Here is a 12,316-nt window from a genome sequence, read left to right as displayed (position 1 = left end):
CATTACTAAGTCCCTGGTTCCTTTTGTTCATGAAGGAACCAGGGACTAGCATGTTCATGCCATTGCTATCATATATTTATTAAGCTAGCTTACTTAGCAGGTGGAAGCGGAACTTCCATGCCAAGCATTTTTGCACGGTTATTGACGAAGTTTTGAATTTCGGCCACATGCTCAGGCTGCAGATGGGCGAAACGTTTCTGGGTTTGGAGATACTCGTCAACCGGCCGGAGTTTTTTCGGCATAGCACCAAATTTCTTATTTGCCCAATCGCCATTTTCAACTTCATACAGGTTCCACATGCCAGTCTCAATAGCCAATTTGGCAATTTCAATAGTGCGCTCAGCCGGGAAGCTCCAGCCTTTAGGACAGGGAACATGCAAATGAATAAACGCCGGACCATCTTGAGCAAGACCTTTGCGCACCTTGTTCATGAGGTCAATCGGATGGGCAATGGAAGCCGTTGCACCATACTTAAGGTATGGATGGCCACCGGCGCAGAATATCGGCATCGGGTCTTTCATGTGATGCTTTTTCGCTTCAGGTATTGCCGGGCCAGCCGGAGTGAACATGGTGGTAGCACCATAAGGAGTGGACGGCGAAACCTGAATGCCAGTGTTGGCATAAGACTCATTATCATACATTACGCAGAGAACTTTATGCCCGCGATAGAACATAGCAGACATGGCCTGAAGACCAATGTCGGAACAACCGCCGTCACCGGCCATGACGATGATGTTAGGATATTCGTCCTGAATCTTCCCCTTTTTAATCATCATCCGGAAAGCTTCGGCAATACCGGAGGCAACCGCGCCACCGTTAGTGATTTGCGCATGAGTCCAGGGCACAGCCCAGGGACCACAGGCATAACTGGTATTTGCCACATACATGCAACCAGTTGGGCCAATGAAGATTGTATTTTTTCCGGCAGCTTTGGCTACCAGACGATAACCAAGAGCCGGACCGCAACCAGCACAGGTACGGTGACCAGGAACATACGTGTCCACTAGGTCAGTAGTACGTGCAATTGATTTTACTAATTCAGCAACTGCCATCGTTTACTCCTCCTTATTATTTACTGGGGGCAGCTTCAGTTTTAGCAGCATTAATCTGGGAAGCGCCTTCATGATAATCATTGAAGTTAACCCAAGTACCGCCCTGAATAATTTTGCCGGCTGCCAGCGTCTGCTTCATCATTTCAGCCATAGCAAAGAATTCTTCATGGGTAATGGTCTCGCCGCCCAAACCGGAGGTAAAGCTTTGAATAAGCGGTTTGCCCGGAACTTCGGACATAGCTGCTTTTACTTCTGTTGAGAGAACACCACCGGCGCAAGGTGCACCATAGGAAGTACCGGTATCAACAACACCAGCCACCTTGAATTTAGGAAGAATTTGCGCAAGAGCCTCATCCGGGAACGGACGGAACCAGCGAAGTCTGCACAAACCAACTTTATAGCCGGCTTCACGGAGATATTTGATGGCACTGCGACAGGTTATGGCATGAGCACCTTGCAGCACAAATACCATATCAGCATCGTCTGTCATATATTCTTCAACAAACGGAGCATAGGTACGGCCAAATACTTTAGCGAACTCTTCGGTTACTTCCACGATTTTCTCTTTTACTTTGGTCATGACAATATGGCGGTCCCATTCAAGGGGAGGTCCCATTTCCGGCTCAATTTGCGGCCCCATAATTACAGGATTCTTAACATCAAGACGGAATTTGGGATTAAATTTAGGCAGGAATTTATCCACTTGCGCTTGATCAGGCATTTCATAATCCTGAGCAATGTGAGTTACGAAGTAGCCATCCATAGCTACGATTTGCGGCAGCATAACATCAGGATCTTCACCAATCCGGAAATACATTAAGCTATTGTCTAAGGATTCCTGAGCGTCCTCAGCCCAGCCATAAATCCAGCCGTTGTCACGGAGGGTTAAGCAGTCTGTATGCTCGGAACCGAAGTCGCCGGGAGGATCCAGGGTGCGGTCGCCGACCAGCGCCTGAATCGGACAGCGGCTGCCGGCGATGGGGGAATAGGTTTCAAAAGCATAGGTAACACCTACACCGGAGCTTCCGGTAGTGGCACGAGCACCGGCCATGGATGCGCCGTGAGCAATACTGAACTGAGCGTGTTCACCTTCGCCGTGGACCATTTCACACTGCATAGTGCCGGCGGCAATCCGTTTTGCCAATTCGGCCATAACGGCTGTATACGGACGGATAGGATAGGATGCTGAAACATCAATATCAGCAAGCTGCCAAGCATCTGCAACCGCAGTTAAACCTGTACCTCTTTTCTTAATCGGCATCTTATTCACTCCTTATTCGTCAAAATCAAGTTCAGGCACCCGGCTAATAGCCCCTACCGGGCAAACATTGCTGCAAATACCGCAGCCCTTGCAATACTTGAGATTAAAGCTGACCCCGTCGTCTTCGGCAAAATTAACACAGGCATCAGGACAGTAAATATAACAGGTTTTGCATTCGGTACATTGACTTTTATCAACTACCGGGCGGAGAAACCGCCAGTTACCGGTGATCATACCCTCGTTTTCTGTCTGAGGGGAAGGAACAATAGCCGCAAAGGGCACTTGTTTATAAACTTTTGCCATGTTTACACCTCCTTAAAAATTTACCAGTCTTACAAGGCAACTACTTGAACAGCGTCCCAGCCTTGCTGTACCGCCTTTTTGTTTTCAGCAATTTTAAGCAGGGTTTCTAATTTAACGATACCGCTGGCTTTAGCAACAGCAGCTGCCATAGCAGCACCAACGCCGGCGCCAATCTTGGTATCATCAATACAGCCTTCGGTACCATCGAAGGTATGGAATACGCCAGCGCCCAGAGCGTCAGCGTCAATGGCGGCAACAGCTTTCACCCTGTTGACATTTTCTTTTGGCGACAACCATTTAATTAAATTGTTAATGTCGCGTTTGGTATTAATTACAACAACACAGCCCTCTTTACAGCCTTTTAATACATCGTTGCCTTTAACCAAAGTTTCTTCGGCCAGCACAACAATATCGGGACGGTAATTCTCATACTCATAAAAGGTCTCAATAGGCTCAGGACTAAGGCGGGCATAACTCTTAACCGGAACACCAATCCGGTCAGGCAGGTCGACATAATTGTCAAAGAACTGGTGATACTTACCTTCCAGGCTACCTGCTTTAGCAAGCAAAGTAGCAGTGTCACGGGCTTCCTTGGCCAAGGTTACACCCCTCGTCCACACAGTAACTTCCTGCATCTTGGCGTCAACAGCAACTGCCAGTGTCATTGTCTCTCCCCCTTTTACTCTTTGAACTTAATAGGTGACCGTCAGGACCGGGATACCGTTCTTTGATCATCACCCCCATAAGCAATCCATGCCATTATTTAATTATTTGTCGCAGACCATTGCCAAAATCCTGACCTGTTACCAGGTAATTGCCAGATAGCTTGGCTTGGTTCTGCATGCTACTAACTGCTCTTTTTAAAGCCAGCATCGAAGCGTGTTTGCAAACAGCCTCAATATCGGAGCCTGTGGCTCCCTCGGTCGCTGCCGCTAAAACGGCTATATCAACATCGCCGGCTAAGGGCAGCTTGCTTGCATGAATTTTGAATATATCACAGCGCTCCTGTTTTTCCGGCAGCGGCAGTTCCAAAATAAAATCAAATCTGCCTGGCCGCATAAGCGCGGGATCTACCATATCAGGCCGGTTGGTAGCCGCTAGCACGATAACATTGGCATTATCCATCAGACTGTCCATTTCCAATAATAATTGGCTTACCAAGCGATCGGCACCGCTTCTGTCCGAAACGGCCCGCACAGGTGCTAAGGCATCAATTTCATCAAAGAAAAGTATGCAGGGAGCAATTTGCTTTGCCCGTTTAAAGATCAGTCTGAGTCCCTTTTCCGCTTCCCCGAACCACCGTGAATTAAGGGTAGCGGCATCCACCGCTATGAAATGTGCCTCACTTGAGCCGGCCAGTGCTCTGACTAAGAGCGTCTTGCCTGTTCCCGGTTTGCCGGTAAGCAATATGCCTCTTGCCATAGCATACCGCGCTTCTTTGAATAATTCCGGATTTTGCATAGGCAGTTCTACCAGTGACCGTAATTTATCTTTGATATCTGCCAAACCACCGACCTGTTCCCACTTGGTATTAGGCCGGTCGGAAAAAAATTCTCTGGTGGCCGTTGGCTCAACTTCCCGAAATGCGTTATAGAAATCATCCATGCTAACCTTTAAACCAGCCAAGTCCTCTTCAGATATACCGGACATAAAGTTGATTTGCGGCAGCAGGCGCCTTACGGCATTCATCCCGGCTTCTTTACACAAAATAGCTAAATCGGCGCCGACAAAACCATGCGTTATCTGAGCAAGTTTTTCCAGGTCAATATTTGAATCGGTTGTCATATCCCGTGTATGAATTTTCAATATTCGTAATCTTCCAGGCCTATCTGGCGGATTGATTGACAGTTCACGATCAAAGCGTCCTGGCCGCCTGAGCGCCGGATCTACCATGTCGGGAACATTAGTGGCTCCGATTACGATGACCTGGCCCCGGTTTTTTAAACCATCCATTAGCGCCAGAAGCTGAGCTACCACCCGCTTTTCAACATCGCCGATCACATCGGTACGTTTGGGAGCAATGGCATCAATCTCATCGATAAAAATGATGGCCGGTGCCCGGCGCTGTGCTGTTTCAAACATTTCCCGCAGGCGGGCTTCACTTTCCCCGTAAAACTTATTAATAATTTCCGGGCCGTTAACATGCAGGAATGCGGCATTGGTTTCGCTGGCTACCGCCCGGGCCATCAGTGTCTTACCCGTGCCCGGCGGACCATAAAGCAACACTCCTTTAGGAGCATCAACACCAAGGTGGCGAAAGATTTCCGGGTATTTAAGCGGCAGTTCGATCATTTCCCGCACACGCTGCAGTTCTTTGTCCAAACCGCCTACATCTTCGTATGACGCCCGGAACTTCCGGTCTTCGGTTGCATCCTCCCGGGTAACTTTAAGCTTTGTACCGGTATTAATGATTACCGGGCCTTGGGGGTTTGTTCCGAGAACGGTAAAAAACTGATTCTGAGCCCCCGCCAAACGCACTTTCACTTTGTCGCCGATAAGCACCGGCAACCCGTTTAACATGCGCTCCAAATGCTGAATATCCTGAGCATCGCTAAAATCTACGCTGACATCAAGCGGACTTAAGACTACTATTTGGGCCGGTTGCCGCACTGCCTTTTTCAGGGTAACCCGCTCATCAATGCCGACTCCGGCATTTTCACGAATGATGGATTCCAGCTGTGCCAGGTTTTTATTCCGAAACTGTGTGAAGCAGGGGACTACTTTTGCTGCCGTTGTTTTTCTGCCCTGAATTTCTACTATGTCACCAATAATAACTTCAAGTTTATCCATTTCGTCATTGTCGATACGGACATATCCCTGACCAACATCTTCCGGCATAGCATCTGCTACTCTAAAGGATAGGGTAATGGCCATGTCTGCTTATCCTCCTCTAGATAGTTGTCAGTGGAAGCTTCTTACAGTTCTAATTATAATGACCTGTTTGTCTTTTTACCACTATATGGTAAATAATGATACTTTTGTAACTAAAATTCATCACACAAGCGGCTCAGCGTTGTGTGATGGGCATCCGCGCCGGGCCTTGTGCCGGCACCTTTCTGTTAAATATATAAAAGAGTCAGTGCAGCAAGCTTTTACCTGTTGCTGCACTGACTCTTTTATATAAACTCTGATATAGGTTCAGTTAATCGTTAGCAGAAAATGCATCATCTTTCATGTACTTATGCAGCGGTCTGCCTACAGGCCCATAAGATAAAATTCCCTTTAAACATCGACTTTCACACAGATAGTTTAAATAACGCCGTACTGTGACTCTGGAAATGCCGGCAAGTTTGGAAATATCGGCAACACTGAAATATCCGGTCTTCTTTTCAATAATTGCTAAAACTAAATCTAACGTAGCTTTGTCCAACCCTTTGGGAATATTCTCTTTTACATCTTCTAAATCGTTTACACCTCTTTCTTTAGAAGTATTGCCTTTTAAGATATCAACATCTCTTTGTGACATGTTCTGGATATTATTTATTTTGCGAATATATTCCTGATAGTTTTTTAACGCTTTTTTAAAACGCTGGAAAGTAAAGGGCTTGATGATATAATCAATAGCCCCATACTGTATCCCTTGCTGAATGGTTTCTGAGTTATGGGCAGCTGTTACCAGAATAACATCGGTATTGATACCGGTTGCTCTAACCCGCCGCAGTAAATCCAGCCCATTCAAACCGGGCATGTAGACATCAAGAATGACTATTTGCGGTTTTACCTGGGCAATAAGATCAAATCCGGTTTTCCCGTCACAGGCCTGGCCTACTAACTTGAACCCCTTTATCTGATTGATATACTGTCGGTGAAGTTCCAGTACCATTGGGTCGTCTTCCAAAATAACAACATCAATGGCCATCATTCTACCTCCTTTAACTTCAAGGTTCATCTTTCTCGAATTGGTATTTTTACACTGAAGATGCTCCCCTGGTTTTCTTGAGATTGAATAGCTATTTTGCCTCCACTCATAGCTACTTCCTTCTTGACAAGGTATAAACCGACACCACGGCTTCCCCGTTTAGTCGAAAAGCCCCGCTGATATATCTTTCTTTTATACAGTTCAGGAATGCCACAGCCACGATCACTTACTTTTATGTTTAAATGCCGCTTTCCCTGGTAAACATATACATCAATTACTTTACGTTCACTCGGCACTCCACCCACCGCATCAATGGCATTACTAATCAGATTGCCTAATACAGTTACCATCGCCAGACTGCTGAAGGTTGGCGGCAAAGCTTCAAGCTTACTGCGTGCATGCAGTCGCAGGGAAATTCCCTGTTCGGTAGATTGACTGATTTTTCCGATAATTAAACCGGCAGTAGCCTGATCCTTAATGCGTTTGACAATAAAGCTAACAAACTCTTGCTGGTTTTTATACATTAAAGTAATAAGCTCTGACACTTTCTCATATTGTTTCATTTGGACAAGCCCGGAGATTGCATGCAATTTATTGGCAAACTCATGAGATTGGGCCCGCATCGAATCAAGCAGGCTTTTCAGTCCGATGATTTCTTCCGCTAATACCTTAACCTCTTCTTTATCACGAAAGGTGGCCAAAGCCCCTATTACTTCACCTGCGACAATTATCGGAATCCTGTTGGTGATGATAACCTTATCCCCAACCTCCTGCTCCTGATCATACTCTGCCTGCATGGTTTTAATCACAGTCGGCAGCCTTGAATTAGGCAGAACATCGATAATGTGTTTGCCAATAAGATCGGTGTTTATGTTTAGCAGCCGTTCGGCTTCATTATTTACGATATTGATGTAGCCGTCAGTATTTATTGCAATAACGCCTTCCCGCATACACTGCATGATGGCACGTTTCTGTTCTAAGAGCACAGTTACTTCATGGACTTGCTGCTTTAATTTTGTGTCAGCATCGCCATACAACCGGGCATTATACACAGCAATAGAGGCATGATTGGCAAAAGTCGCAAACAAAGTATGCTCAATCGGAGTAAATTTATGATCTGTACGAAAGCCGATTACCACTATGCCGATTAAAGAATCCTGAAAATACAACCTGACGGCTTTTACGCTGCAAAGCTGCTCATTTTGCAGCACAGTAATCAGGCGTTCCGACAACGCTTCACCTGGTTTTATTTCTATAACTTTCGGGGTTTCCGTGTCCAATACAGTCTCAGAAATAAGAATTGGTGAATTAGGCTGATACCAGGCGGTAGCAATAGGTGCGTTCCATTTGCTTCCTTTTCCTGTCAGGAGAATACTGCCGCAATCGGCTTTAAATAAACGCATGGCACTGGAGACAATAAAATCCAGTACATCATTAAGATGCATTGAGGATGTCATACAGGCAGTGATTTCGTTAATCGTCCTAAGTTGCTCAAATTGCCTAAAAACAGTATCTTCATAAAGAACAAAAAAGTATTCGGTTAAGTACACCCTAACCCTGTCCAGCAAAGAGTCAAACTCACGCCGGAATATATTGAGTCTGGGTAAATCGTTCTTTAAACATAATGACATGGTGTCTTTAACCGTTTTCTCATAGTGCTCAAGGAAAGCCATTAGCTCGGGCAAGCGAAAACCTTGCTCCAGCCTAATTTTGCTTATCCAACTGACATGAACCTTAAGCGGCGCAAATGTGTCATCCTGCAACGACTGAATCATAGCGGCCGTTAGTTTGGCAATATCCTGTGCCAGTCGCTTTGTCGGAAGCTTGAGATAGGAAAGCGGCTGTCCTTCGCTTTCCAGCTCACTTAAAGTGCCTATATTAATTTCATATTTAAGACTTTCAAGTACAAGTGCCAGTGAGTTCATAACAAATCACCCTGCATTTACTTTACTTTACTTATTAATCTTTCTTATTGTTTGATTGACTGATAACCTACCATTACTTATTATATAATCAAAATACAGTATTTACCATATGGTTTTGTAAATAAAAGCCGTAGGAGGATAAAATTTTATGTTAAAAGACAAGCCTACTATACCGAATTCTCCTGCCAATACCCCATTGCCCGGTGTCGATCCTACTCATGCGGCCGCCAATCGCTCCAGCCTGTCAGTAAAACAGAGAATTATTAAAGAGTTAAGAGCTTTGGTGCAGAGTTTTATTGAATACGCGAAGAAAGTGGAACTCTAGTCAGGCTAAGGGCCAACTCCATATAAGCCATTGTCTAAACAACAAGCTCCAGTCCGCTATCAGTATTTTGCTTCACTGCTAAAAATACTGATAGCGTTATTTTTAAGTATTCCGGAATCCTCCTAAATTCCCACTTGCAGAAACTGGGGTCTCAACGCGGGTTAGTCTCAGAAATAAATGGTCAACAAAGAGAAACGCAGAGAGAGGAGAAGATGTTTATGGATGCCTTTCAGGCTCTGGAAAAGCTCCATCACGGGAACAAGAGATATGTTACAGAGCGTTATGCCAAAACCGATGTAGGCTTGCAGCGCCGCTCCCAACTGGTAACCTATCAGGACCCTTTCGCTGTCATCCTCGGTTGCTCTGATTCCCGTATTCCCCCGGAAATAATTTTTGACCAAGGACTCGGAGATTTGTTTGTGGTGCGAACCGCAGGTCAGGTAGTAGCCGATGTTGTATTAGGCAGTATTGAGTACGCCGTAGAACATCTCAACGTCCGGCTGGTAGTAGTTTTAGGACACGGAGACTGCGGAGCAGTTAAAGCTGCAATAAACAATAGTCTTTGCCTAAACCATATTGAAACCATCAAACAAGCTATCCAGCCTGCCGTACAAAAAGCCAGTACACAATCTGGCGAACTATTGACAAACACGATTAAAGCAAATGTTGACTTTGGCGTGTGGAAATTGAAAACATCCAGCCCGATACTGCAAAGAGCCCTTACTAAAAAGGGGCTGCACATCGTTGGTGCCATCAAAGATCTGCATACAGGCAGCGTTGATTTCGATATAGTCGGCAGTAATGATTTCAACGGGTCCTAATTACCATTATAAAAGACTTCACAAAAATTCTGCGAAGTCTTTTATATTTATTTTATGATCCTGAATCATAAAACTCATTAACATCCATATTCATCCACTGATAATAAACAGCATATTCAGCTAAACTTTCCTGCTCATCCGCCTGCCTGGGTGAACTCAACTTAGTCTGTGCTTCCTCGAGGGTTGTAATATTGCCACGCATAGCAAAAGTACCATAGGACATGCCATCCAGAAATACATGAAACAGAGTTGTTCCGTATTGAGTTCCTTGCCCTTGGCCCTCATAAATAATTTTTGCCAGGGAGCCTGTTGGAGCTTTAACCGATTCTAGAACCATCATACCCTTTTCTAGCTTTGTCATCGCCTGTATCCCCCTTTATCTTCGTTACCCCTATTATATAATGATAGGCAATTATTTTCTATTTTTGTAAATAAAGTAAACAAGCTGAATCTAAAATCAGCCATTAAGCTTCCTGACTACATCGTAGACAATTAATAAAAGACCACCTATTAATACTCCGGCAAAATATTTCCTTGTATCGCGCGCATTAACCCGTTTAGCAAGTCTAACTCCGGCATTCACCCCGGCTAATGAGCCAAAAAACATAAAAATTACCAACAATACATTGACATGACCAGCCTGGTGGTGCCGAAACATTCCATAGGCGCTCGCTAACAATACCTGTAACGTACTTGTCCCTACAGCAATGCGGGTGGGCACTCCCAAAAGATAAATCATCAGCGGCAGACTGACAAAACCGCCGCCGATACCCAACAGTCCTGTTAGACAGCCAACAATAAAACTTAAGCCGGTAGGTACCCAAAAACTTAGACGTGGTATCGCTGCTTGTTCAAAACACATAAACGGTGGAAGTGAGCATTGATGAAGCAGCTTACAACAACCGGTATCCGGTTCATCAATTCCGGTTTTATTGCTTTGGTAAACCTCCCTGAGTATAAAACCAGCAACACAAGCCATAAGTAGAAAAAAACAGGTATTAATTAACAGATCCATAAACTCTGTCGAGTATCCGGCAAACTCAATGGTTCCTTTCATACTGATGGCGTGCAATAAACGAACACCACACTCAGTTCCGGCTAAGCTGCCTATTATTGTAACCGAGCCTAGTTTCAAGTCAAGATTTTGCTGCCGCCAATGGTTATAAACCGAAAGCATTGATGTCGCCGTTATTTGCAGCAAGCTGCTGCCGATGGCAACCGGATAAGAAATATCAAAAAAAATCCGTAACGCAGGTGTCAGCAAAAATCCGCCACCGATACCAAACAAGCCGGTTATAATCCCAATCCCAAAGCCAAGCACGATTAAACCAAACCACCACATAATATCATCTATAACCATACACTCACCTACCATCCCTATAGTCTGGCAAATAAGATATAGACTGGTTTGCCAAAAACTTGTCATTCGCTTACACCTGGGGGATATAGCTCCTCTTATAAAAGATTGGAGTCGCAGAGCGGGTTAGTCATTGTAGAAACAACTCTATGGTCATTGTAGCACTTCTTCTCCCATATGTCGTTATTTTCCAGGCAGAATCAAAAACAAAAAAAAGACTCCGCAAAAATGCGAAGTCTCATAAGACAATTTGCTTAGAATTGGTGCCGAGGACCGGAATCGAACCGGTACGGAAATCTCTTTCCGACGGATTTTAAGTCCGTTGCGTCTGCCAGTTCCGCCACCCCGGCATAAATAACCCTTGGTTTGATGAATTTCCATAAAACCATCTAAACCAAGTTAGCTTGAATTTGCAATATTACAAACAATGATTAAGAAATTGGAGGCGACACCCAGATTTGAACTGGGGAATAGAGGTTTTGCAGACCTCTGCCTTACCACTTGGCTATGTCGCCATAAGCAGCGAACCCTATTTTTGCAAGCCAGCAGGCGAAGCAAGAACATGTGTGAGTCGCTTAGTTCCAAGCGTAGCGCGGAACTACCTTGTACGTATGGAACAGGAATTGGAGCGGAAAACGAGATTCGAACTCGCGACCCTCGCCTTGGCAAGGCGATGCTCTACCGCTGAGCTACTTCCGCTTAAATGGTGCCTCAGGGCAGAATCGAACTGCCGACACGAGGATTTTCAGTCCTCTGCTCTACCGACTGAGCTACCGAGGCGAAATGGCGACCCTGAACGGATTTGAACCGTCGATCTCCGCCGTGACAGGGCGGCATGTTAGACCGCTACACCACAGGGCCGTTTTTGATGGTGGGCGATGACAGGATCGAACTGCCGACATCCTGCTTGTAAGGCAGGCGCTCTCCCGGCTGAGCTAATCGCCCAAATGAACAATTTAACAAGGAATACTCTTCCTCACTACCGCTCGGAAGTAAGCGACTCACTCAGGTTCTCATTTCGCCTATCGGCTCGTGAGAACCTGGTTCGCTGCTTATGGTGACCCGTAAGGGAATCGAACCCTTGATACCGCCGTGAAAGGGCGGTGTCTTAACCGCTTGACCAACGGGCCATAAATGGTGACCCACCCGCGACTCGAACGCGGGACACCCTGATTAAAAGTCAGGTGCTCTACCGACTGAGCTAGTGGGTCAAATGGCAGGGGCGGCTGGACTCGAACCAACGCATGACGGAGTCAAAGTCCGTTGCCTTACCGACTTGGCTACGCCCCTATTAATAGGTGAACATCTCGTGAGAGTATGTTCCCTAAAAACTTCACAGAAGATAAGCAATCGCGCATTAGGTTTATTGATGTTTGCGAACTTGTCGCCAGTTCAAAGCTACAAGATACATTA

Annotated in this window: 11 protein-coding genes and 9 tRNA genes; 2 read left to right on the top strand and 18 right to left on the bottom strand. The window is 45.5% G+C overall.

Annotated features, from left to right (window positions below):
• Positions 1-89: 89 nt before the first annotated feature.
• From SPSPH_RS06155 to SPSPH_RS06125, 7 genes are all read right to left on the bottom strand, one after another.
• Positions 90-1,052, bottom strand: coding sequence for an oxalate oxidoreductase subunit beta (locus SPSPH_RS06155; RefSeq protein ID WP_075754208.1), 963 nt, complete (start codon positions 1,050-1,052; stop codon positions 90-92).
• Positions 1,053-1,068: 16 nt separating this feature from the next.
• Complete coding sequence (locus SPSPH_RS06150) at positions 1,069-2,313, bottom strand: oxalate oxidoreductase subunit alpha (protein WP_075754206.1); 1,245 nt, start codon at positions 2,311-2,313, stop codon at positions 1,069-1,071.
• Positions 2,314-2,325: 12 nt separating this feature from the next.
• Positions 2,326-2,616, bottom strand: coding sequence for a 4Fe-4S binding protein (locus tag SPSPH_RS06145; protein WP_075754204.1), 291 nt, complete (start codon positions 2,614-2,616; stop codon positions 2,326-2,328).
• Between the two features lie 29 nt (positions 2,617-2,645).
• Entirely contained in the window at positions 2,646-3,281 is a 636-nt protein-coding gene (locus SPSPH_RS06140) for an oxalate oxidoreductase subunit delta (protein WP_075754202.1), read from the bottom strand.
• Between the two features lie 94 nt (positions 3,282-3,375).
• Positions 3,376-5,490, bottom strand: a complete 2,115-nt coding sequence (locus tag SPSPH_RS06135) for a CDC48 family AAA ATPase (protein ID WP_075754200.1) — start codon at positions 5,488-5,490, stop codon at positions 3,376-3,378.
• A gap of 268 nt (positions 5,491-5,758) precedes the next feature.
• Positions 5,759-6,478 (bottom strand): response regulator, encoded by a 720-nt coding sequence (locus SPSPH_RS06130; protein WP_075754198.1) that lies wholly within the window; start codon positions 6,476-6,478, stop codon positions 5,759-5,761.
• A 23-nt stretch (positions 6,479-6,501) separates the two neighbouring features.
• A complete protein-coding gene (locus SPSPH_RS06125; RefSeq protein ID WP_075754196.1) occupies positions 6,502-8,400 on the bottom strand; it encodes an ATP-binding protein in 1,899 nt (632 codons plus the stop codon).
• Between the two features lie 148 nt (positions 8,401-8,548).
• On the opposite strand from SPSPH_RS06125, the gene SPSPH_RS06120 reads away from it, so the two are divergent.
• Positions 8,549-8,725 (top strand): hypothetical protein, encoded by a 177-nt coding sequence (locus tag SPSPH_RS06120; protein WP_158027051.1) that lies wholly within the window; start codon positions 8,549-8,551, stop codon positions 8,723-8,725.
• A 218-nt stretch (positions 8,726-8,943) separates the two neighbouring features.
• The gene (locus SPSPH_RS06115; RefSeq protein ID WP_075754194.1) at positions 8,944-9,546 is read left to right on the top strand and encodes a carbonic anhydrase; all 603 of its coding nucleotides are present in this window, start codon (positions 8,944-8,946) and stop codon (positions 9,544-9,546) included.
• A gap of 52 nt (positions 9,547-9,598) precedes the next feature.
• Here SPSPH_RS06115 and SPSPH_RS06110 read toward each other — a convergent pair whose 3' ends face one another.
• The 11 genes from SPSPH_RS06110 to SPSPH_RS06060 all read right to left on the bottom strand — a co-directional run bounded on the left by SPSPH_RS06110 (position 9,599) and on the right by SPSPH_RS06060 (position 12,193).
• Positions 9,599-9,907, bottom strand: coding sequence for a hypothetical protein (locus SPSPH_RS06110; protein WP_075754192.1), 309 nt, complete (start codon positions 9,905-9,907; stop codon positions 9,599-9,601).
• A gap of 96 nt (positions 9,908-10,003) precedes the next feature.
• Entirely contained in the window at positions 10,004-10,972 is a 969-nt protein-coding gene (locus tag SPSPH_RS06105) for a sulfite exporter TauE/SafE family protein (protein ID WP_083945430.1), read from the bottom strand.
• Positions 10,973-11,164: 192 nt separating this feature from the next.
• A tRNA-Leu gene (locus tag SPSPH_RS06100) sits at positions 11,165-11,253 on the bottom strand.
• A 90-nt stretch (positions 11,254-11,343) separates the two neighbouring features.
• Positions 11,344-11,418: transfer RNA gene (locus SPSPH_RS06095), tRNA-Cys, on the bottom strand.
• 109 nt (positions 11,419-11,527) lie between these two features.
• A tRNA-Gly gene (locus tag SPSPH_RS06090) sits at positions 11,528-11,602 on the bottom strand.
• Between the two features lie 5 nt (positions 11,603-11,607).
• Positions 11,608-11,683 (bottom strand) — tRNA-Phe (locus SPSPH_RS06085).
• Positions 11,684-11,687: 4 nt separating this feature from the next.
• Positions 11,688-11,764, bottom strand: a tRNA-Asp gene (locus SPSPH_RS06080).
• 8 nt (positions 11,765-11,772) lie between these two features.
• Positions 11,773-11,848, bottom strand: a tRNA-Val gene (locus SPSPH_RS06075).
• Positions 11,849-11,958: 110 nt separating this feature from the next.
• A tRNA-Glu gene (locus tag SPSPH_RS06070) sits at positions 11,959-12,033 on the bottom strand.
• 5 nt (positions 12,034-12,038) lie between these two features.
• Positions 12,039-12,114: transfer RNA gene (locus SPSPH_RS06065), tRNA-Lys, on the bottom strand.
• Between the two features lie 3 nt (positions 12,115-12,117).
• Positions 12,118-12,193: transfer RNA gene (locus SPSPH_RS06060), tRNA-Gln, on the bottom strand.
• Positions 12,194-12,316 lie beyond the last annotated feature (123 nt).

It is taken from the genome of Sporomusa sphaeroides DSM 2875 (genome assembly GCF_001941975.2).
Taxonomy (GTDB): domain Bacteria; phylum Bacillota; class Negativicutes; order Sporomusales; family Sporomusaceae; genus Sporomusa; species Sporomusa sphaeroides.
The sequence above is the reverse complement of the archived record's forward strand: the minus strand, read 5'-3'. Positions and strand labels throughout refer to the sequence as shown.

Bases quoted from the DNA above. Each gene is read 5' to 3' on its own strand.
- SPSPH_RS06150 (WP_075754206.1), bottom strand. From the start codon at position 2,313: ATGCCGATTAAGAAAAGAGGTACAGGTTTAACTGCGGTTGCAGATGCT.
- SPSPH_RS06120 (WP_158027051.1), top strand. From the start codon at position 8,549: ATGTTAAAAGACAAGCCTACTATACCGAATTCTCCTGCCAATACCCCA.
- SPSPH_RS06115 (WP_075754194.1), top strand. From the start codon at position 8,944: ATGGATGCCTTTCAGGCTCTGGAAAAGCTCCATCACGGGAACAAGAGA.
- SPSPH_RS06130 (WP_075754198.1), bottom strand. From the start codon at position 6,478: ATGATGGCCATTGATGTTGTTATTTTGGAAGACGACCCAATGGTACTG.
- SPSPH_RS06105 (WP_083945430.1), bottom strand. From the start codon at position 10,972: ATGACAAGTTTTTGGCAAACCAGTCTATATCTTATTTGCCAGACTATA.
- SPSPH_RS06135 (WP_075754200.1), bottom strand. From the start codon at position 5,490: ATGGCCATTACCCTATCCTTTAGAGTAGCAGATGCTATGCCGGAAGAT.
- SPSPH_RS06155 (WP_075754208.1), bottom strand. From the start codon at position 1,052: ATGGCAGTTGCTGAATTAGTAAAATCAATTGCACGTACTACTGACCTA.
- SPSPH_RS06110 (WP_075754192.1), bottom strand. From the start codon at position 9,907: ATGACAAAGCTAGAAAAGGGTATGATGGTTCTAGAATCGGTTAAAGCT.
- SPSPH_RS06140 (WP_075754202.1), bottom strand. From the start codon at position 3,281: ATGACACTGGCAGTTGCTGTTGACGCCAAGATGCAGGAAGTTACTGTG.
- SPSPH_RS06125 (WP_075754196.1), bottom strand. From the start codon at position 8,400: ATGAACTCACTGGCACTTGTACTTGAAAGTCTTAAATATGAAATTAAT.
- SPSPH_RS06145 (WP_075754204.1), bottom strand. From the start codon at position 2,616: ATGGCAAAAGTTTATAAACAAGTGCCCTTTGCGGCTATTGTTCCTTCC.